The sequence below is a fragment of the Croceicoccus sediminis genome (genome assembly GCF_007570835.1).
Lineage (GTDB): Bacteria > Pseudomonadota > Alphaproteobacteria > Sphingomonadales > Sphingomonadaceae > Croceicoccus > Croceicoccus sediminis.
Genome location: NZ_SUNC01000001.1, coordinates 674505 through 693074 on the forward strand (window position 1 = coordinate 674505; position 18570 = coordinate 693074).

At 64.4% G+C, this 18570-nt stretch carries 20 protein-coding genes; 9 read left to right on the forward strand and 11 right to left on the reverse strand.

The window, feature by feature from the left end; all coding sequences use genetic code 11:
• Nucleotides 1-42: 42 nt before the first annotated feature.
• The 6 genes from FAX90_RS02995 to FAX90_RS03020 all read right to left on the reverse strand — a co-directional run bounded on the left by FAX90_RS02995 (nucleotide 43) and on the right by FAX90_RS03020 (nucleotide 5428).
• Entirely contained in the window at nucleotides 43-762 is a 720-nt protein-coding gene (locus tag FAX90_RS02995; protein WP_240704689.1) for an aspartate/glutamate racemase family protein, read from the reverse strand.
• Between the two features lie 108 nt (nucleotides 763-870).
• On the reverse strand, nucleotides 871-2076 hold the full coding sequence (locus tag FAX90_RS03000) for a S8 family peptidase (RefSeq protein WP_144095394.1): 1206 nt from the start codon (nucleotides 2074-2076) through the stop codon (nucleotides 871-873).
• A 172-nt stretch (nucleotides 2077-2248) separates the two neighbouring features.
• Nucleotides 2249-3730 (reverse strand): NAD(P)(+) transhydrogenase (Re/Si-specific) subunit beta, encoded by a 1482-nt coding sequence (locus FAX90_RS03005; protein ID WP_144095396.1) that lies wholly within the window; start codon nucleotides 3728-3730, stop codon nucleotides 2249-2251.
• Nucleotides 3730-4035 (reverse strand): NAD(P) transhydrogenase subunit alpha part 2, encoded by a 306-nt coding sequence (locus tag FAX90_RS03010; protein WP_144095398.1) that lies wholly within the window; start codon nucleotides 4033-4035, stop codon nucleotides 3730-3732. Before FAX90_RS03010 ends, FAX90_RS03005 begins: the two co-directional genes overlap by 1 nt.
• 113 nt (nucleotides 4036-4148) lie before the next feature.
• Entirely contained in the window at nucleotides 4149-5291 is a 1143-nt protein-coding gene (locus FAX90_RS03015; protein ID WP_144095400.1) for an NAD(P) transhydrogenase subunit alpha, read from the reverse strand.
• A 14-nt stretch (nucleotides 5292-5305) separates the two neighbouring features.
• Nucleotides 5306-5428 (reverse strand): aa3-type cytochrome c oxidase subunit IV, encoded by a 123-nt coding sequence (locus tag FAX90_RS03020; protein WP_144095402.1) that lies wholly within the window; start codon nucleotides 5426-5428, stop codon nucleotides 5306-5308.
• 318 nt (nucleotides 5429-5746) lie between these two features.
• On the opposite strand from FAX90_RS03020, the gene FAX90_RS03025 reads away from it, so the two are divergent.
• Together FAX90_RS03025 and FAX90_RS03030 are read left to right on the forward strand one after the other, a co-directional pair.
• Nucleotides 5747-7162, forward strand: coding sequence for a sigma-54-dependent transcriptional regulator (locus FAX90_RS03025; RefSeq protein ID WP_144095403.1), 1416 nt, complete (start codon nucleotides 5747-5749; stop codon nucleotides 7160-7162).
• Nucleotides 7163-7194: 32 nt separating this feature from the next.
• The gene (locus FAX90_RS03030; RefSeq protein WP_144095405.1) at nucleotides 7195-7965 is read left to right on the forward strand and encodes an SDR family NAD(P)-dependent oxidoreductase; all 771 of its coding nucleotides are present in this window, start codon (nucleotides 7195-7197) and stop codon (nucleotides 7963-7965) included.
• Here the strand turns inward: FAX90_RS03030 and FAX90_RS03035 are convergent.
• From FAX90_RS03035 to FAX90_RS03045, 3 genes are all read right to left on the reverse strand, one after another.
• Nucleotides 7955-8521, reverse strand: a complete 567-nt coding sequence (locus FAX90_RS03035) for a DUF1643 domain-containing protein (RefSeq protein ID WP_144095407.1) — start codon at nucleotides 8519-8521, stop codon at nucleotides 7955-7957. The genes FAX90_RS03030 and FAX90_RS03035 overlap by 11 nt on opposite strands.
• Nucleotides 8518-9660: a dihydropteroate synthase gene (gene folP, locus FAX90_RS03040; RefSeq protein WP_144095409.1), complete on the reverse strand. Its 1143-nt coding sequence runs from the start codon at nucleotides 9658-9660 to the stop codon at nucleotides 8518-8520. Before folP ends, FAX90_RS03035 begins: the two co-directional genes overlap by 4 nt.
• Nucleotides 9661-9729: 69 nt before the next feature.
• The gene (locus FAX90_RS03045; protein WP_144095411.1) at nucleotides 9730-10875 is read right to left on the reverse strand and encodes a site-specific DNA-methyltransferase; all 1146 of its coding nucleotides are present in this window, start codon (nucleotides 10873-10875) and stop codon (nucleotides 9730-9732) included.
• Nucleotides 10876-11141: 266 nt separating this feature from the next.
• Between FAX90_RS03045 and FAX90_RS03050 the strand changes: the two genes are divergently transcribed.
• Nucleotides 11142-11840, forward strand: coding sequence for a sulfotransferase family protein (locus FAX90_RS03050; RefSeq protein WP_144095414.1), 699 nt, complete (start codon nucleotides 11142-11144; stop codon nucleotides 11838-11840).
• Nucleotides 11841-11852: 12 nt separating this feature from the next.
• Here the strand turns inward: FAX90_RS03050 and FAX90_RS03055 are convergent, their stop codons facing one another.
• Together FAX90_RS03055 and FAX90_RS03060 are read right to left on the reverse strand one after the other, a co-directional pair.
• Complete coding sequence (locus FAX90_RS03055) at nucleotides 11853-12764, reverse strand: oxidoreductase (RefSeq protein ID WP_144095416.1); 912 nt, start codon at nucleotides 12762-12764, stop codon at nucleotides 11853-11855.
• 17 nt (nucleotides 12765-12781) lie between these two features.
• On the reverse strand, nucleotides 12782-13369 hold the full coding sequence (locus tag FAX90_RS03060; RefSeq protein WP_144096811.1) for a ribonuclease HII: 588 nt from the start codon (nucleotides 13367-13369) through the stop codon (nucleotides 12782-12784).
• Nucleotides 13370-13483: 114 nt separating this feature from the next.
• Here FAX90_RS03060 and FAX90_RS03065 point away from each other — a divergent pair, with 114 nt between their 5' ends.
• The 6 genes from FAX90_RS03065 to FAX90_RS03090 all read left to right on the forward strand — a co-directional run bounded on the left by FAX90_RS03065 (nucleotide 13484) and on the right by FAX90_RS03090 (nucleotide 18361).
• Nucleotides 13484-14611, forward strand: coding sequence for a PQQ-dependent sugar dehydrogenase (locus FAX90_RS03065; protein WP_240704690.1), 1128 nt, complete (start codon nucleotides 13484-13486; stop codon nucleotides 14609-14611).
• A gap of 136 nt (nucleotides 14612-14747) precedes the next feature.
• Nucleotides 14748-15269, forward strand: coding sequence for a GNAT family N-acetyltransferase (locus tag FAX90_RS03070; protein WP_144095420.1), 522 nt, complete (start codon nucleotides 14748-14750; stop codon nucleotides 15267-15269).
• A gap of 28 nt (nucleotides 15270-15297) precedes the next feature.
• A complete protein-coding gene (locus FAX90_RS03075) occupies nucleotides 15298-15867 on the forward strand; it encodes a DUF1285 domain-containing protein (protein ID WP_144095422.1) in 570 nt (189 codons plus the stop codon).
• On the forward strand, nucleotides 15864-16466 hold the full coding sequence (locus FAX90_RS03080; RefSeq protein WP_144095423.1) for a CoA pyrophosphatase: 603 nt from the start codon (nucleotides 15864-15866) through the stop codon (nucleotides 16464-16466). Before FAX90_RS03075 ends, FAX90_RS03080 begins: the two co-directional genes overlap by 4 nt.
• Nucleotides 16463-17644 (forward strand): CCA tRNA nucleotidyltransferase, encoded by a 1182-nt coding sequence (locus FAX90_RS03085; protein ID WP_144095425.1) that lies wholly within the window; start codon nucleotides 16463-16465, stop codon nucleotides 17642-17644. Before FAX90_RS03080 ends, FAX90_RS03085 begins: the two co-directional genes overlap by 4 nt.
• 60 nt (nucleotides 17645-17704) lie before the next feature.
• On the forward strand, nucleotides 17705-18361 hold the full coding sequence (locus FAX90_RS03090; RefSeq protein ID WP_144095427.1) for a retropepsin-like aspartic protease family protein: 657 nt from the start codon (nucleotides 17705-17707) through the stop codon (nucleotides 18359-18361).
• Nucleotides 18362-18570 lie beyond the last annotated feature (209 nt).

Sequence of the window (18570 nt, forward strand, 5' to 3'; positions counted from 1 at the left end):
CCGCGCGCCCTAGGCCAAATGCGTCACGACTTGAAGAGCCGATCAGCTCTCGCCCAAAATCCAGTTCGCCGCGGCCTTGGCGTGAATGGCCGCGCCATCGAAGATCGGCAGGACGTTCGCTTCGGTATGGACGATCAGGTTCAGCTCGGTACAGGCCAGCACGATCGCCTCCGCCCCGTCTTTTTCGAGGTTGGTGATGATCGTGCGCAGCGCCCTTTCGCTCTGCCGCCGAACCTTGCCCAGCATCACCTCTTCGTAAACGATGCGGTCCATCGTCTCGACCGTGTCCATTTCGGGGGGCAGCAGTTCGATGTCGCGCGCGACCAGACGGCGGCGATAGAAATCTTCCATCATGACATTGCGCGTGCCCAGGATCGCAGCCTTGGTCTTGCCCTCGGCGATGATCGCATCGGCCACGCAGTCCGCGATGTGCAGGATCGGGATCGAAACCGCCTCTGACACCCGGTCATAGACGCAGTGCATGGAGTTCGCGGCAATCACCAGCGCCTCTGCCCCCGCAGCCTCGAGCCTGCGCGCCGACGCGATCAGCGCCTCTGCCGCGCGGTCCCAGTCCTCGCGATTGGACAGCCGGTAGAGGGGCGCGAAATCGAGACTGTCGATCAAAAGCGGCGCGGACGAGTGCGCACCGACCTTCCGCTGCACGATGCGGTTGATGTCTTCGTAGTAGTCGCGGGTCGAAACCCAGCTCATGCCGCCGATTACGCCCAGCTTGCGCAAATGTCCGATTCCCTCATTCTTCATGTTGCAGTGCACTTCTACGAACAAAAGAGGCGGCGCGTCCAGCGACGCGCCGCCCCGTTTTGCCTGTGTCCTCCCCTTTTTCGATCAAAGGGGCAAGACGCGGTACGATCAGTTGTGCGGTGCGGGTCCCGAACCGAGGATACCGATCGAGTAGCTGTCCTTGCGGCGGGTCACGCCGCCTTCGACCGTGATGCCTTCGCCCCACAGCAGGATGCCCGCCGCGTGCGGCGATGCCATCGAGGTGCCGCTGAGCGAGGCAAATTTGCCGTCGAGGTAGGTCGAGACGATACCGACGCCCGGTTCGGCAAAGTCGACTTCGTCGCCATAGTTCGAGAAGCTGGCCCAGCTGTCGGTGCTGTCGATGGCCGCGATCGTGTAGATGTTCGGGCCTTCGGCGCTGGCAGGCGATTTGCGCGAAGTGTCGGCACGTTCGTTACCGGCAGCCAGCGCGAAGAGCACGCCGCCTTCAGACGCAGCGACGACCGCATCGTTCAGAGCCTGCGAGAAACCGCCGCCAAGGCTCATGTTCGCGACGTCGCCCGGCTTGCCGCCACCGGCATAGTCGACGCCCGCGATAACGGCCGAGTAGGCGCCCGAACCGCTGGAATCGAGAACACGGACCGCGATGACCGTAGCACCGGCGGCAACGCCTGCAACGCCCTTGCCGTCTTTCTTCGCGGCAATGGTCCCGGCGACGTGCGTGCCGTGGCCGTTCAGGTCCTGGCCGCCATTGTTTTCACCGGTGAAGTCGCGGCTCCTGGCCGTGTCGACGACGAGATCGGGATGGTCGAGGTCGATGCCCGAATCGATGACGTAGGCGACATGGGTGCCGGTGTAGGATTCGCCGCCGTGGACGCGGTCGATGCCGTAGGGCGTTTCCGGATCGCCGTCGTCGTGCGTCAGCGTTTCACCGCCGCCGCCGCCGCCGCCGCCGCCGCCGCCCGGGCCCTTGCCGGCGGGCGGAGCCATCGGCGTCACGTCGATCGGGCCGAGCGAGAAGACTCGGTCCTGTTCGCAATAGGCGATGCCGGGGTTCTTGGCCTTCATCCGCTCCATCGCCTTTTCAGGCATATAAGTGGAGAAGCCGCGGATCGTGTTCTTGTAGGTGTGCATGACACGGCCGCCGTTGCCGCGCACTGCGCCTTCTGCCGCAACCTTCACGAGGTTCTTGGAGACCGCGCCCTTGTGGAAGACGCAAATATACTGGTTGGCGATCGGCTTTGCGCCGTTGGCTTCGGCCGGCTTTGCCGCTGCTGGCATGGCGATGAGGCTGGCACCTGCGAGTGCCGCGAAAATCAGTCCCTTGGAATGCATGACCCTGATAGTCTCCCTGATAGTTCCCCGATCCCCGGGGGAGCGATCAGACTAACCGGTCATTTCAAGGACGCAATCACATTTAGCATCAGATGAAACTAAATTCGCCGCCGAAGAGAAACGTTCTGTCCCTTCCCGGCGGCGAACCATGGTTAATCGCAAAATGCGTTTTTTAGTCGGCGAGGGCCTTGTTGATTTCCTCGACCATCTTTTTCGCGTCGGCGAGCAGCATCATCGTCTGGTCCATGTAGAAGACGTCGTTGTCGACGCCGGCATAGCCAACACCGCCCATCGAACGCTTGATGAAGAAGACCTGCTTGGCCTTGTCCACCTCGAACACGGGCATGCCGTAGATGGGCGATGACTTGTCGGTCTTCGCCGCCGGGTTCACGACGTCGTTCGCGCCGATGATAAAGGCAACATCGGTCTGCGCGAATTCGCCGTTGATGTCTTCCAGCTCGAAGACCTCGTCATAGGGCACATTCGCTTCGGCGAGCAGCACGTTCATGTGACCGGGCATACGGCCCGCGACCGGGTGGATCGCGAACTTCACGGTGACGCCCTTTTCCTTCAGCAGGTCGGTCATCTCGCGAAGCACGTGCTGTGCCTGCGCGACGGCCATGCCGTAGCCGGGAATGATGATGACCTGTTCGGCCTGGCTCATCATGAAGGCCGCGTCTTCGGCGCTGCCGCGTTTCCACGGACGGTCGGTCTGGGCAGCGCCGCCGCCACCGCCGCTGGAATCCGCGCCGAATCCGCCCGCGATGACCGAGAGGAACCCGCGGTTCATCGCCTTGCACATGATGTACGACAGGATCGCACCCGATGCGCCGACCAGCGCGCCGGTGATGATCATGGCCGTGTTGTGGAGGGTAAAGCCCATCGCCGCCGCGGCCCAGCCCGAATACGAGTTGAGCATCGAGACCACGACCGGCATGTCCGCGCCGCCGATCGGGATGATCAGCAGGAAGCCGATGATGAAGGCCAGCACGGTGATGACCGCGATGATCCAGAACGACTGGTCCTGCGTGAAATAGACCGTCAGGCCCAGGATCGCGACGAGCGTACCCAGGTTGATGACATGACGCCCCGGAAGCATGATCGGCGCGCCGCTCATCTTGCCTGCAAGTTTCAGGAACGCGATGATCGAGCCGGAGAAGGTGATCGCACCGATGGCGATACCAAGGCCCATTTCCACGCGGCTGACCGGGCTGATCGCCCCGCCCTCACCCAGAATACCGAAAGCACCGGGGTTGAGATAGGCGGCCCAGCCAACCAGCACGGCGGCAAGACCGACGAGCGAGTGGAAGGCGGCAACCAGCTGCGGCATGTCCGTCATCGCGATCTTGCGCGCGATGATGAAACCGATGCCGCCGCCGATGGCGATGGCGACGATGATTTCCGGAAGGCTCGCGATGTCGTGCGTGACCAGCGTGGTGACGACCGCGATGGTCATGCCGATCATGCCATAGCGGTTGCCCTTGCGCGAGGTCGTGGGGTGCGACAGCCCGCGCAGCGCGAAGATAAAGCACACGCCCGCAACGAGGTAGGCAAAGGCCACCCACGGGTTCACCGCATGCGCCACTGCCGCGACAGGTGCTTCGATAATGTCGATCTGTTCGACGACGACCGAAAGGAAGGAAGAAAGGCTCATCAGTTCGCCTCCTTCTTCGGAGCGGGACGCTCTTTCTTCTTGTACATGGCGAGCATGCGTTCGGTGACCGCGAAGCCGCCAAAGATGTTCACGCTGGCCAGCACGATGCCGATCAGGCCCAGCCACTTGGCAGCCGGGCTACCGGCCTCGGCCGCGGCGATAAGCGCGCCGACGATAATGACCGACGAGATCGCGTTGGTCACCGCCATCAGCGGCGTGTGAAGCGCCGGCGTAACCGACCAGACGACGTAATAACCGACGAAACACGCCAGCACGAATATCGAGAGGATAGCGATGAAATCCATGATTTCCCCCTTGGCCGGTCAGCGTCCTGGCTGCACCTGCCCTATAAAGTAGCCCGAAAATCCTGCGATCTGCGCGGTCGGGACGTTATCCCTGCCCGGCAGATCGCGCCGGATCACGCGGTCAGCCGTTCGTTGACGACTTTTCCGTCCTTCGTCAGCCGGATGGCGTCGCCGATCTCCTCGTCGAGCACAACTTCGTTCTTCTCACCGTCCCAGAAGGCCGACAGGAAGTTGAAGAAGTTGCGAGCAAGGAGCGCCGAAGCGTCGGCGGCAAGATGCGCGGGCGTGTTGGAAAACCCGACGATCTTCACGCCGTGTTTCTCGACCACTTCGTCAGGCACGCTGCCCTCGACATTGCCGCCTTGTGCGACGGCAAGGTCGAAGATGACCGAACCTGGACGCATTGAGGCGATCTGTTCGTCAGTGATCAGGCGCGGCGCGGGCCGCCCCGGGATCAGCGCGGTGGTGATGACGATGTCCTGCTTGGCGATGTGGCTGGAGACGAGCTCGGCCTGCGCCTTCTTGTACTCGTCGCTCATCTCGGTGGCATAGCCGCCCGAGCCTTCGCCCTCGATCCCTTCGACGCTTTCGACGAAGATCGGCTTCGCGCCGAGCGACTTGATCTGCTCTTTCGTAGCGGATCGGACGTCGGTGGCCGAAACCTGCGCACCAAGCCGGCGAGCGGTGGCGATCGCCTGAAGCCCGGCGACGCCGACACCCATGACGAAGGCCTTGGCAGCGGTAATCGTACCCGCCGCGGTCATCATCATCGGGAAGGCGCGGCCATACGTGTCGGCAGCGACCAGAACGGCCTTGTATCCGGCAAGGTTCGATTGGCTCGACAGGACGTCCATGGACTGCGCACGCGTGATGCGCGGCATGAATTCCATCGACAATGTCTCGAACCCGGCGGCCGAATAGGCGTCGATCACGTCGCGATTGCGGAACGGATCGAAGATCGCGGCGACTTTCGCCCCAGGCTTCGCCCCGGCAAGGTCGAGCACGGCGGGCGCCTGAACGCCCAGCACCCAGTCCGCGTCCTTCACGGTCGCGGCAAGGTCGCCGACACTTGCCCCGGCATCGACGAAATCGGCATCGGAGATCGAGGCATGACGCCCCGCACCGCTTTCGACCTTCAGCGTCGCGCCGAGTTTCACAAGTTTCTTAACGGTTTCCGGTGTCGCTGCGACGCGCGTCTCTCCGACCGCGCGTTCCGCCACGACGGCGATGATTGGCCCCTGCCCCGTTCCCTCCATGGGTCAGCAGCCGATCAGGCGATGATCATTACGACGATGGCCGCGATGATTGCGCACGCGATCGTGCCCCACTTCGTCATCGAGATGAAGCCCTCGTAAGTCGAGCGGGCGGCCTTCATGTTGTCCTTGGTAGCCATGGCTGTCCGTATTCCCCTTGCTATTGCGCCCGATCCGGTTGCGGGCGGGCGATAACCAGTCCCTGCGGGCCGAACCCGCGGGGCGTTTGGCTCTATCCCGCGAACCGGGCGCGCACAAGCCCTGCGAAATCTGCTAGGGCCGTCGCCGGTCCGGCAGTGCAGCTTGGGCGATGAACGCCGCTTTGCGCATCACGACCCGCACGAATGGCAGCTCCGGGTAAGATCTTCGTGGGATTTAAAGGCATTGTTTACGATGTCCGTTTATTTATTTTCCTCGAACGCCGCCGGCATCCTGCCTGGCGGAATGAGGGAAACGGCATGGAAGAAGACGAACTGCGCCTTCTGCTAGTGGTCGACCGCGACCCTGCACAAGTGCGTCTCGTAAGCTCCATCGCGGCGCGCGCCGGATGGCGCACGCAATCCGTCTCCGACGTTTGCGCCGCCATTTCGCGGCTGGCCCGCGTCGATGACGGCCATGTCTGCGCGCTGCTTCTGAACAGCGAGGTCGCTGGCGACGACAGTTGCCAGGTCATCGGGACGATTCGCGAGGCCGCGCCGAACCTGCCGATCCTGTTTCTGACACAAAGCGCCTCACCGCTTCTGGCCGTAGAGGCGATGCGCGCGGGCGCAACCGACTACCTGATGCAGCCGATCGCCTCGGAACGCCTGCTCTACGCCCTTGAAAGCTCGACCCATTCCGACGTCATCCGGGACGAACTTGCCCCGCTGGCCGAAAAGATCGAGGCCTCGCTCGATTTCGACATGATGATCGGATCGGCCCCCAATTTCCGCGCTGCGCTTGCCCGTGCGGCCAAGGCAGCCCGCGGGCACGGCCCCGTGATCGTCGCCGGAGAGGCCGGGACCGGCAAGGAACTGCTCGCCCGCGCCATGCGCTCGGCCAGTCCGCGCGCCAAGGCTCCCTTCGTGGTGCTCCACACCGCGGGGATGAGCCCTGGCAACCTCGAATCGGCGCTCTACGGCCATGAAAAGGGGGCCTTTCCCGGCGCGTTCAGCCGCAAGAGCGGCGCCCTGCAGGATGCCGATGGCGGAACGCTGCTGATCGATGACATCGAACGGCTGCCCCCTGCCCTGCAGGAACGGCTGGCCCGGACGATCGCAACGGGTGAAGCAAGACCAGTGGGCGCCTCACACAGCTTCCGGCTGGACGTGCGCGTCATCGCGACGGCGGCGGACGATCCGCAATTGCTGGCCGCACAGGGCGTCATCGCCCCGGCGCTGGCCGATGCCTTCGGTACGGCGACGATCGCCCTGCCCCCGCTGCGCGAACGCACGGGCGACGTTGCCCCGCTTACCCGCCACTTCCTCGCACTCATCGGTGAACAGCCGGGCTTGCGCTGGCTGGGCGTGACGGACGAGGCGCTGGCCCTTCTCGAGGGCTATGAGTGGCCGGGCAACTTGCGTCAGCTTCAGGCCGTCTTGTTCCGCGCCGCCGTTTTCTGCGACCGCGACGCGCTGACCATGCAGGATTTCCCGCAGCTGTTCGACATCGTCGGAGAGACCGCCGCCGCGCCGGTTCCGGTCCATGGCGGCGGCATCACGCTGTTCGGCGCGGACGGGCACTTGCGCTCGCTGGAAGACATCGAGGCCGACGTAATCCGCCTTGCCATCGGCCACTATCGCGGCCGGATGAGCGAAGTGGCCCGCCGCCTCGGCATCGGCCGGTCGACGCTCTATCGCAAGCTGGGCGATCTCGGCATCGACAATGCCGCTTGATGGCGACGCCTGATCGCGGCTAGCTGCCGCGCATGACACCTGATTTCGATTTTACCGGAAAGACCGCGCTGATTACGGGCGCGGCATCCGGCATCGGCGCGGCCGTGGCCAGCTGGCTCGACGCGCATGGCGCGGCAAAGCTGGTGCTGGTCGACATGGACCGCCCCGCGCTCGACGCGATGGTCTTTGGCTGCGAAGCCGTACGGATCGGCGGGGACGTGTCCGATGCCGCGCTGTGGACCATCGGGATGCGCGATCTTGGCACGGTCGACTGCGCCTTGCTGAACGCGGGGATCGCGCCGGGCGGCAAGTCCATCGTCGACAGCGACATTGCCGAATGGAAGAAATGCATGGCCGTCAACGTCGACGGCGTATTCCTGGGCCTGCGCCGCGTCATGAAGGCAATGGCCGATAACGGCGGATCGATCGTCGTGACCAGTTCGGTCTCGGGGACAAAGCCTTATCCCGGAACCGCCGCCTACGCGACCAGCAAGGCCGCCGTTCTGCAGCTGATGCGCGTCGCCGCTGCCGAAGGCGCTTCGCAAGGTATTCGCGTGAACGCCATCGCCCCCGGCCCGGTCGACACCGCGATCTGGGACAAGGCGGACATTACCGGATCATTGCACGGGGATCAGGATGCCCGCGCCGCGATGATGGGCGAACTGGCCAAGGGAACGCTTCTGAAACGCGTGCCCGAAACCGACGAGATCGCCGCGTCGATCGGGTTTCTGCTTTCCGACCTTGCCGCCAACATCACCGGCACGGCCCTGCTCAGCGACGGCGGAGCCAGTCTCAGGGTCTGACCGTCCAGCGCTGCGCCGTCACGTCCTTACGAAGGTAGAGCGGATGGCGCGGATGGCCTTCCTTTGTCGTGCCGAAGCAGTTTAGCGTCGCATTCCTGCACAGAATGGCGACTTCGCCGTCCCGCCCGCGATGCGCGCCGTGGAGACCCCATGCCGCGATGGTCGTGGCCGCCAGGTCCAGCGCCAGCCGCGTCGCATCGTCGTTGTGCCTGCCCACCGGCCCGCGCCGCTTTTTGAGGCGGAGCGGATCGGTTTCGCGCAGGGCGAACAGGTTCCAAACCAGCAATGACGCCCCTGCCTCCCGCGCGCGGGAATGGCATCGTGCGATGGTCGGGTCGTTGGACAAGTGATCGGCCTTTGACGGGTTGAGCATGGCGATGGCCAGCATTTCCCGGTCCGCCGCCGCATCGCGCCAAAGAAGGTAGCGATAGCGCCCGCACCGGCTGAACACCGCGCCGTGACCCAAAGTCGCGTCATGCCGGAAATCCAGTTCGCGCAGCCCGGCCCACTCCGCGATCCGACGAACGGCAGTGGCGGCGTCGATCACCCCGCTCATTGCGGAAGCTGGGAGAAATCCGTCAACGCGCCGTCGCGCAGGCCCCGCCAGACATGCATCGCCTGAACCGTTTCGGCCGCGTCGTGAACGCGCAGGATCTGCACGCCCATGTCCAGCGCCATCGTCGCCACCGCCAGCGATCCGGCAAGCCGCTTGTCTGCAGGAGCCTCGTTCGAGAGCGCACCGATGAACCGCTTGCGACTGACGCCGAGCAGGAGCGGATGCCCCAGCGCATGGAACAGCGGCAGCGAATTGATGAGCGCGAGGTTTTCGGCCAGCGTCTTGCCGAAGCCGACACCGGGATCGAGGATGATGTTGTCGCGCTTTACCCCCGCTTTCACTGCAGCGTCGCGGCGCGCGCGCAAGTCGTCGAAAACGTCCAGCACCACGTTCTGGTACTTGCCACCCGCGTGCAGGTCATCGCCCTTACCCGGCGCGTGCATGATGATAACCGGACAGCTCGACCCGGCCGCGACTTCGGCGCTGCGCTTGTCGTATTGCAGGCCAGACACGTCGTTGATGATGCGCGCCCCTGCCTCAAGCGCGGCTTCCATCACTGCGGCCTTGCGCGTGTCGATGGAAACGGCGGCCCCGCCATTGGCAAGACGTTCGATGGCCGGAATGACGCGCCGGATTTCGTCGCCTTCCCAGATCGTGGAGGCACCGGGACGGGTCGATTCCCCGCCCACGTCGATGATCGCGGCCCCGGCCTCCAGCATGTCGACGCCCCGGCCCACCGCCGTATCGACATCGTCATCGAACGTGCCGCCATCCGAAAAACTGTCGGGCGTGACGTTGAGGATGCCCATGACTTGCGGCTGATCCATACGGATCGTCCGCCCGCTGCCGTCGGGAAACTGAAGCTCGATCGCCGGATGCGCCATGCGCAGGTTCGACCACTGCCGCTCGCCTTCCTCGACCAAAGCGGCGGGCAACTTTGCCAGCGCAGCGGCCACGTCGGGTGCCTGCACGATGTCGCGGCTTTGCACGTGGCCCGCGTCGGATCGGACGATCAGCGCGAAATCGCGGGCATAGCACATCGTGCCTGCCAGCCGGATCGCGCCGGGCATTTCGTCCGCCCCCTCGATCGCCTGCGGCGAGGGTGCGAACGTCAGCGGATGGATGTAAAGCTTGGGCATGGCAAAGCGCAATAACGGCCCAATTGCTTCAGGCCAATGAAGATCGGCCCCTATCCCCTGCCTTTGGCGTCAGTCCTCGGTCGCGAGGATGTAGAGCTGGCGCTGCGCATCGATGGGCTGAACCTGCCCGCCCGTTTCCATGTGCCAGAAAGTCCACCCGTTGCACGAAGGTGCACTCTGTAGCGATGCGCCCAGCCCGTGGATCGATCCCATCTCCTTGCCCGAAACCAGCGACCCGTCGGCCCGTACTTCGGCGCTGAACCGGCGCTTCTTGTCGAACAGCTTCGTCCCGGCAGGGACATAGCCGTTCTCGACCAGCGCCCCGAACGCGACGCGCGGGGCCTGGCGTTTCGACTGCATCGTCTTCAGCGCGGATTCGTCGAGCGGCAGGGCCATCTCGATGCGTTCCAGCGCGGCTTCGCGGTAATTGCCTTCACGTTCGCACCCGATCCATTCGCGGCCGAGGCGCTTGGCCACCGCGCCGGTCGTGCCGGTGCCGAAGAACGGGTCCAGCACGACATCGCCCGGATTGGTCGTCGCCAGCATCACGCGGTAAAGCAGGCTTTCGGGCTTTTGCGTCGGGTGCACCTTGGTGCCTCCCTTCTTCAGCCGTTCCTGGCCATTACAGATCGGCAAGACCCAGTCCGAACGCATCTGCAATTCATCGTTCAGCGTCTTCATCGCACGGTAGTTGAAGGTGTATTTCGCCTTCTCCCCCATGCTCGCCCAGATCAGCGTTTCGTGCGCGTTGGTGAACCGCGTGCCCTTGAAATTCGGCATCGGGTTCGACTTGCGCCAGATGATGTCGTTCAACACCCAGAACCCTGCGTCCTGCATCGCCGTGCCGACGCGGAAGATGTTGTGATAGCTGCCGATCACCCAAAGCGAGCCGTTCGGCTTCAGGATGCGGCGCGCCTCTGCCAGCCAGCCCTTGGTGAAGGCGTCATAGGCGGCAAAGCTGTCAAACTTGTCCCAGTCGTCCGTCACCGCGTCGACCGCGCTGCCGTCCGGGCGCGACAGGTCGCCGCCCAGTTGCAGGTTGTAGGGCGGGTCGGCGAAGATCATGTCGATCGAATTGGCCGGAATGGTGCGCATGGCGGCAATGCAGTCGCCATCGAGGATCTGCCCGATCGGCAGGTCCTTGCGCACTTCGATCTTGGTCTCGCGCTTCTTTTCTTCGACGCGCGAGGGTGTGTTCAGCAGAACCGTCGCCATGTGGAACCCCCTGTGGAAAACCCATGGTGATTCCTGTGGGACTCGCGGTCAAGCACCGATTGCGGCGGGCGGGTCGGTTTGGCGGGTCAGGTGAGTCCGCGTCGCAACAGTCAGGCACATCATCTTGAGTCCATGTAAGAATCGCGGACTCAACATCGTGTGGTGTGACATCGAAGACTCGCCCGAACCACAATTCGCTTGATGCGCGCCGGATCGGCAAGCATGCTCCGCTCCCTGGCGCAGGGGGCGCCCCAAGGGGGATATGCATGGCACTGGAAGTGATTGGCGCAGGTCTTGGCCGCAACGCCACGTTCTCGACGAAGTTCGCGCTGGAAGAGATCGGCTTCGGGCCATGCTACCACATGGTCGAGGTGTTTCGCGGGGCGCGCCGCTCGATCCCGCTGTGGCTAGACGTAGTCGACGGAAAGCCGGACTGGGACGCGATATTCGACGGCTATCGTTCCACCACGGACTATCCCGCCTGCACCTATTGGCGCGAACTGGCGGACTATTATCCCGGGGCCAAGGTCGTGCTGACGGTCCGCGATCCCGACAGCTGGTTCGACAGCGTGAGCGAGACGATCTTCGCGCCGCGCATGATGGACAGCCTCAAGGGCTCTCCTATCGAGAAGTTCATGGCGGGCACGATCTTTGCGCCCTTCGGCGACAAGGTCCGCGACCGCGCGTTCATGACCGACTGGTACAAGCGCCGCAACGACGAGGTGATCGCGGGCCTGCCCGAAGATCGCCTGCTGGTCTTTCACCCGAAGGAAGGGTGGGAGCCGCTCTGCTCATTCCTGGGCGCGGACGTGCCGGACAAGCCTTTCCCGCGGGTCAACAGCCGCGACGAGCTCGGCTCTGCCTCCGACGAAAAGGGCGGACTGCCCGCCGATCCGGCCGAACTGGAAGCTTTCGCCGGTGCCTATTGCGCATCGCTGAAGGAAAAAGCTTTCAACCAGACGTAAGGCAGGCGGATATCAGACCGGCGGCAAGTTCGGGTCCACGCCGGTGAGTTCGACCGAACGCTGCCAAAGCCACTGCGCCGCACCCGGATCGCGCGCCAGCCGCGTGAGGAATGCCGTGCCCGACGGTCCGCTCATCTCACGAAGACCGCGAGGCCCGTAATAGTCACCGTTCGCCGCGCCGGGATCGGTGGCGGCCTGCAAAGTCGGAACGGCCCCCTGTTCGGCGGTGTTGAGCACCATACCGACAAGCTTCATCGCGACACTGGCAAAGCCCATGTGCCGGCCGAGTTCGGTCGACGCGACACCGGGATGACAGCCGACGGAGATGACGGGCGATCCGCTGGCCTCCAGCCGCCGCGCCAGTTCGACGAAGAAAAGCGCATTGGCCAGTTTGCTGTCGGAATAGCGCTGAACGCGCGAATAGCTCTCCTCGGCCTTGGGATCGCCCCATACTGCCTGGCCGCTGCGATGCGCGATGCTGGATGTCACGATAACGCGCGGGTTCTTCCCTTGCGCAAGCTTGGGCAGAAGGTGCGAGGTCAGGGCGAAAGTGCCGAGGTGGTTGACGCCGAACTGCAATTCGAAACCCTGCGCCGTGTGCGAAAGCGGCGGGATCATCACGCCCGCATTGTTGACCAGCACGTCGAGGTCTTCACGCTGCGACAGGACATCGGCGGTACGCTTCACCGCGTCGAGATCGGCAAGGTCGAGTTCCACGAAGTCCAGTTTTGCGCCGGGCGTTTCGGCGATGATGCGACCCATGGCCTCGCGCGCCTTGTCCTCGCTGCGGCAGACCAGCACGACTTGCGCACCCCTTGCGGCAAGAACGCGGGTCGCTTCGAACCCCAGCCCGGTGTTCGCCCCCGTCACGACATAAGTGCGGCCCGAAAGGTCGGGGACGTCGGCGGCGGTAAATCCGGGCATGGGCAATCCTTCTCAAACTATAATGGCATTTCCAGCTGCGCGACCGGGGCGAAGCTGCGGCGATGCAGCGGGGTCGGTCCGTGGAGGCGCAGTGCTTCCATGTGTTCGGAAGTCCCGTAACCGGCATTCCGTTCCCAGCCATAATGCGGATGCGCCTTCGCGGCCTCTCTCATCAGACGGTCGCGATGCTCTTTCGCGATGATCGAAGCGGCCGAAATGCACGGTTCCTTCGCATCGCCCTTGACGATGGCGCGGGCCGGCCAGCGCCATTCGGGGCGGCGGCCCTGCGGCGTCAGGTTTCCGTCGATCAGCACTTCCATCGGGTCGCAGCCGATCTTGGCGCATACCGCCTCTGTTGCCAGCGTCATGGCCAGCATGGTCGCGCCAAAGATGTTCAGCCGGTCGATCTCCTCGACCTCGACGACGCCGATGCCCCAATGACAGCGCCGCAGGATCACCTCTTCCAGTTCGGCGCGCTTCTTCGCGCTCAACACCTTGGAATCGCCAAGCCCGGATGGCCGCGGTTTGCACAGCACGACCGCCGCGGCCACCACCGGCCCGGCCAGCGGACCGCGGCCCGCCTCGTCCACGCCGACAACCGGCATCATCGCAGGAACGCCTTTGCGATCAGCGTGTTGACCAAGGACTTACGGACAAGTTGGACAATGAACATCAGAATCGCATTTTTGCCCGTCGCCGCCTTGCTTTCAAGCTGCGGCATGCCTTCGAACGCCGGGGACGGTGGACAGGCTGTCGAAAACGCATGGCAGCTTGAACCCGGCCCTGCGGACCAAGCGTTCGCAATGCAGGAATTCGGCACGTTCGATAAACCCTGGGCCCTGTCCTTCGTGCCCGGCACCGACATCCTGATGATGACGCTGAGGGGCGGAACGCTGATCGGCATCGACACGGCAACGGGCCGCCAGATATCGGTGAGCGGCGTTCCGCGCGTGGATTTTGGCGGACAGGGCGGACTGGGCGACGTGGCCTTCCTGCCATCGGAGAGCGGCGACACCATCGACGGCCGGACGATCTATCTGTCCTATGCCGAAGCCGGTAATGGCGACACCCGCGGCGCGGCGGCGGGACGCGGCACGCTTTCCTGCACGGAACCTTCGTCCTGCACGATCAAGGATTTCGAAGTCTTCTGGCGTCAGCCGAAAGTGGGCGGCCGCGGGCACTACTCACACCGTTTCGCTTTCTCACCCGACGGCGAATACCTTTTCATCTCGTCCGGGGACCGCCAGAAGATGGACCCGGCGCAGGATACCTCGAACAACCTGGGCACCGTGGTCAGGCTCCTGCCCGACGGCACTCCCGCACCCGGCAACCCGCTTGCGGACGGTGCGGGCGATCCGGCGATCTGGTCCTGGGGCCACCGCAACCTGCTTGGCCTTGCCTTCGACGCCTCGGGCCAGCTTTGGGATATCGAACACGGCCCCAAGGGCGGTGACGAGCTGAACCGGGTCGAACCCGGCAAGAACTACGGCTGGCCGGTGGTGTCGAACGGCGTCCACTATAACGGCGGCGCGATCCCCGATCACGCGACACGCCCCGAATTCGCGGCCCCGGCCGTCAGCTGGAACCCGGTCATCGCGCCCGGCGACATGCTGTTCTATTCGGGCAAGATGTTCCCGCAGCTGAAGGGTCATCTTCTTGTCCCCGGTCTGTCGATCGAATCCCTCGTCGATATCGACATGGCAGGCACCGCCCCGCACGAAGCGGCACGGTACGGCTTCGACCGGCGGTTACGCGCGATCGAGGAAGGCCCCGACGGTGCAATCTGGATCGCCGAGGACAAGGACGGTGCACGCCTGTGGAAACTGACGCCGCGCACCGCCGGATAAAGGGCCCGGAAGCCCTGTCGCCGTAAGGGCCGCCAAGCGGCTCGGCCGCGATATTTCTCGATATATTTCTCGACAGGGGCCGCCCCCGGCCCTATCGGCGCGCCCCATTCGCACAGCTGGGGCACCCTTTAAGCGCATGGCCACGATCATCCCTCTCGACCAGGTCGATCCCAAGTTGATCGAGGAACTGCTCGACCGCGCTTTCGAGCCGGAGCGTCAGAAGCGCACGGCGTACAAGGTGCGCGAAGGGATGGACTGGCTTCCCGGCCTGTCTTTCGCCGCGCTCGATGACGACGATTATCTCGTCGGCACGATCCAGTGCTGGCCAGTGGCGCTGACCGATGCCGATGGACGTGCCCACCCGATGGTGATGGTGGGGCCTGTCGCGGTTCTGCCCGGACATCAGGACTTGGGATACGGCAAGGCACTGACGCTGGCCGCGCTGGCCGCGCTCGACGACACGAAGGCAGCGTCCGGCCCCTTGCCACAGGTCCTGATCGGCGATGCGGACTATTACGGCCGCTTCTTCGGTTTCACCGCCCAGCATACCGGCGGCTGGGCCGCGCCCGGCCCGTGGGAGCCTTCGCGACTGCTGGTCCGCTGCGCCAATCCGGCAATCCTCCCCGAAAAGGGAATGTTGGGGCCTTGGCGGAACTGAAGCGATCTGGCATCGCTTTACCCGAAAGATGCCGTACGACGTTCCATCAGACCTTGCCGGAATGACACTTGCCGAAGTGGCCGATGCGGTTGCTGCGCGCAAGCTGCCTCCCGTTTCGCAATGGAACCCGGAAATGACCGGCGATAGCGGCATGCGTATCGCTGCCGACGGGCGCTGGTTTCACGACGGGTCTCCGATTACCCGCGATGCCATGGTGCGCGCCTTTTCGGGACTCTTGCGGCGCGAGGGGGACGGATACTGGCTTGTCGTCCCCTATCAGAAGCTTTCGATCGAGGTTGAGGACGCGCCCTTCATCGCCACCGATGTCCGCGTCCATGACGAAGACGGGACGCGCGCCATCACGTTTCGCCTCAACACCGACGAATTCGTGACTGCCGATGGCGACCACCCCGTCGTCGTGCGCGGCGATGCCGAAACCCCCGCGATCTACGTGACCGTGCGGGACGGGCTTGAGGCGCGGCTGGACCGTTCCACTTACGCCCAGCTTGCCGAAATCGCGATTGCAGAGGGCCATGACCCGCTTGCGGTCACCAGCTGCGGCCAAAGTTTTGCGCTCATGCCCGGTGGCCGCGAATGAGTTCGATCCGCGACCGGCTGACCGCGATGCACCTGGCCGGGCATAGCCAGCAGATCACCGACTTGCGCGACGAAGGCGGGCTGGCCGACGGCACCGCCCGCGATGCAGCCGTCCTGATCGCGGTGACCGAACGGCCCGACAATCCCGGCGTCCTGCTGATCGAACGTCCCAGCAAGATGCGCAGTCACGGCGGCCAGGTCGCTTTCCCCGGCGGGAAGCTGGATCGCGGCGAAACGCCGGTGCAGGCCGCGCTGCGCGAAGCGCACGAGGAAATCGCCCTGCCGCAATCGGCCGTCCATGTCATCGGCACGACTGACCGGTTCAATTCGGCCAGCGGCTTTTCGATAACGCCCGTGCTCGCGACGGTGCCGCCGGACCTTCACTTGCGCGCCAATCCGGCCGAAGTGGACGAGTGGTTCGAAGCACCGCTTTCCCATTTGCTCGATCCGGCCAATCACAAGGAAAACCATATCTTCTGGAAGGGCCGAAACCGCAGTTTCATCGACATGGAATGGGGCGGGCACCGCATCTGGGGCGTGACGGGCGCGATCCTGGCGAACCTTTCGCGGCGTCTGCGCTGGCACGAGACGATGCGATGAAGCCGATCACCGATGCGGAATGGACGAAGCGCCCCGACCTGCCCTCGCTCGTCACGGCGCTGGGCGCGGACGAATGCCGCTATGTCGGCGGATGCGTGCGCGATGCCCTGATGGGGTTAGAGGCGCACGACGTCGATCTGGCGACGCGTCACCAGCCGGCCGAAGTCGTGCTGCGGTTGAAGAACGCGGGCATCCGCACCGTTCCCACCGGGATCGAACACGGCACCGTCACCGCCATTCTGGACAGCGGCCCTGTCGAAGTGACGACGCTGCGCCGCGATGTCGCCACCGATGGTCGCCGCGCGACGATCGCTTTCGCCACGGACTGGAAGGAAGACGCCGCACGCCGCGATTTCACGATCAACGCGCTCTACGCCCATCCCGAAACGTTCGAGGTGTCCGACTATTTCGGCGGGCTGGACGACCTTGCGGCGCGCAAGGTCCGCTTCATCGGCGATGCCCGCGAACGCATCCGCGAGGATCATTTGCGCATCTTGCGCTATTTCCGCTTCCACGCCCGTTTCGGCAGCGAACCTGCGGATGCCGAGGCGTCGGATGCCTGCCGAGAACTGGCCGCGACGCTGAAGGGCCTGTCGCGCGAACGTGTCGGCTGGGAGATACAGAACCTGCTGGCCCTGCCTGATCCTTCGCCCACGATCGCACGCATGGCCGAACTGGGCGTTCTGGCGGTCGTCCTGCCCGAATCCGGCGGGGTCCAGGTGAACCGGCTGGCTAGGCTGGTGACGGCAGAACGTGAAGGCGGGGTCGAACCGGACGCTATCCGGCGTCTTGCGGCCTTGCTGCCGCCCGATCCGGCCATCGCCGAACAAGTCGCGTCGCGCCTGCGCCTATCCAATGCACAGAAAAAGCGCATCAAGCTGGACGCCGCGCGGACGGAGAAGGATACCCTCAATCCCCGTGCGCTTGCCTATCAGCTGGGCATGGAAATCGCCCGCGACAGGCTGTTGCTGCTCGATTCCTCGGTCGGCGACCTCGCTGGTTGGGAGGTGCCCCGCCTGCCCATCAAGGGCGGTGAAATCGTTGCCGCAGGTGTTGGCGCCGGGCCGCAAGTGGCGAAAGTCCTGCAAACCGTGGAAAGCCGCTGGATCGACGAAGGCTTCCCGGACGAGACCCGGACAAGAGAGATCATGGCAGAGGAAATCGCCCATCTCGCCTGACGATGCCAAACGTGAAGCGCGGTCAGGCTGGCGAAAGGCGCAAGCGGCTAGAAACGCGTCATGGATCGCTTCGTGACCTTCCTTGAAAGCCTGCCTTATGGGGAGGTATTCGCCAGCTATCCGCTGCTGGCCATCGCGCTGATCGCGCTGTGCATATCGATGGTCGGCGGCGCGCTGGTCAAATCGATGCCGAAGACCGGCGGACTGATGCGCGGCTTCGGCAGTTTCGCACTGGTCGCCGTGCTGGTCATGACCGTGATCGACATTGCCCGCCTGAACCCAGACCTTGCCATGCCGCAACTGGGTGTGCCCGAACAGGTCGTCGAGGGGCAGGAAACGCATATCCCCCTATCACGCGACGGGCACTACTGGATCGAGGCGCAGGTCAACGGGCACCCCACCCGCTTCCTTGTCGATACCGGCGCGAGCCTGACCGCGATTTCGCCCGAAACCGCGCGCGCCGCTGGGCTTACGGCCAGTTCGGTCACGGGCACCGTCCGCCTTGAAACCGCCAACGGCACCGCACCTGCACACCTGACCAGCATCGACACGCTGGAGACCGGGACCATCCATGCCGAGGACCTGCGAGCGGTCATCGCGCCGTCGATGAACGGCATGAACGTATTGGGCATGAACTTCCTGTCCCGCCTTCAGAAATGGAGCGTGGAGGACGGCACGCTGATCCTTATTCCGCAGCCGAACAGTACCGAGCGCTGAATTCGATTGCATTTCGCAGGCGCAGCAACTATCTGCGCATCCAGCGACGGCAGCACCCTGCCATCAGCCGCCAGCGTGAGCGCCCGCCGATAGACATGGTGGAGTGGCCCGCGGCAGATCGACGGTCGCTGTCGTAAAGCTTCCCCAATCACGCACGGGTCGCCTTTGTGGACCCCCGCGCGCCGCCATCATGGCCGGCAGCGCCAATG

What these genes read in the sequence shown, in the direction of transcription:
- FAX90_RS03005 (WP_144095396.1), bottom strand. Translation starts at nt 3,730, where the DNA reads ATGAGCCTTTCTTCCTTCCTTTCGGTCGTCGTCGAACAGATCGACATT.
- FAX90_RS03090 (WP_144095427.1), top strand. Translation starts at nt 17,705, where the DNA reads ATGGATCGCTTCGTGACCTTCCTTGAAAGCCTGCCTTATGGGGAGGTA.
- FAX90_RS03075 (WP_144095422.1), top strand. Translation starts at nt 15,298, where the DNA reads ATGCCGTACGACGTTCCATCAGACCTTGCCGGAATGACACTTGCCGAA.
- FAX90_RS03010 (WP_144095398.1), bottom strand. Translation starts at nt 4,035, where the DNA reads ATGGATTTCATCGCTATCCTCTCGATATTCGTGCTGGCGTGTTTCGTC.
- FAX90_RS03045 (WP_144095411.1), bottom strand. Translation starts at nt 10,875, where the DNA reads ATGGCGACGGTTCTGCTGAACACACCCTCGCGCGTCGAAGAAAAGAAG.
- FAX90_RS03080 (WP_144095423.1), top strand. Translation starts at nt 15,864, where the DNA reads ATGAGTTCGATCCGCGACCGGCTGACCGCGATGCACCTGGCCGGGCAT.
- FAX90_RS03085 (WP_144095425.1), top strand. Translation starts at nt 16,463, where the DNA reads ATGAAGCCGATCACCGATGCGGAATGGACGAAGCGCCCCGACCTGCCC.
- FAX90_RS03020 (WP_144095402.1), bottom strand. Translation starts at nt 5,428, where the DNA reads ATGGCTACCAAGGACAACATGAAGGCCGCCCGCTCGACTTACGAGGGC.
- FAX90_RS03035 (WP_144095407.1), bottom strand. Translation starts at nt 8,521, where the DNA reads ATGAGCGGGGTGATCGACGCCGCCACTGCCGTTCGTCGGATCGCGGAG.
- FAX90_RS03070 (WP_144095420.1), top strand. Translation starts at nt 14,748, where the DNA reads ATGGCCACGATCATCCCTCTCGACCAGGTCGATCCCAAGTTGATCGAG.
- FAX90_RS03015 (WP_144095400.1), bottom strand. Translation starts at nt 5,291, where the DNA reads ATGGAGGGAACGGGGCAGGGGCCAATCATCGCCGTCGTGGCGGAACGC.
- FAX90_RS03055 (WP_144095416.1), bottom strand. Translation starts at nt 12,764, where the DNA reads ATGCCCGGATTTACCGCCGCCGACGTCCCCGACCTTTCGGGCCGCACT.
- FAX90_RS03000 (WP_144095394.1), bottom strand. Translation starts at nt 2,076, where the DNA reads ATGCATTCCAAGGGACTGATTTTCGCGGCACTCGCAGGTGCCAGCCTC.
- FAX90_RS03025 (WP_144095403.1), top strand. Translation starts at nt 5,747, where the DNA reads ATGGAAGAAGACGAACTGCGCCTTCTGCTAGTGGTCGACCGCGACCCT.
- FAX90_RS03030 (WP_144095405.1), top strand. Translation starts at nt 7,195, where the DNA reads ATGACACCTGATTTCGATTTTACCGGAAAGACCGCGCTGATTACGGGC.
- FAX90_RS03060 (WP_144096811.1), bottom strand. Translation starts at nt 13,369, where the DNA reads ATGCCGGTTGTCGGCGTGGACGAGGCGGGCCGCGGTCCGCTGGCCGGG.
- folP (WP_144095409.1), bottom strand. Translation starts at nt 9,660, where the DNA reads ATGCCCAAGCTTTACATCCATCCGCTGACGTTCGCACCCTCGCCGCAG.
- FAX90_RS03065 (WP_240704690.1), top strand. Translation starts at nt 13,484, where the DNA reads ATGCCTTCGAACGCCGGGGACGGTGGACAGGCTGTCGAAAACGCATGG.
- FAX90_RS03050 (WP_144095414.1), top strand. Translation starts at nt 11,142, where the DNA reads ATGGCACTGGAAGTGATTGGCGCAGGTCTTGGCCGCAACGCCACGTTC.
- FAX90_RS02995 (WP_240704689.1), bottom strand. Translation starts at nt 762, where the DNA reads ATGAAGAATGAGGGAATCGGACATTTGCGCAAGCTGGGCGTAATCGGC.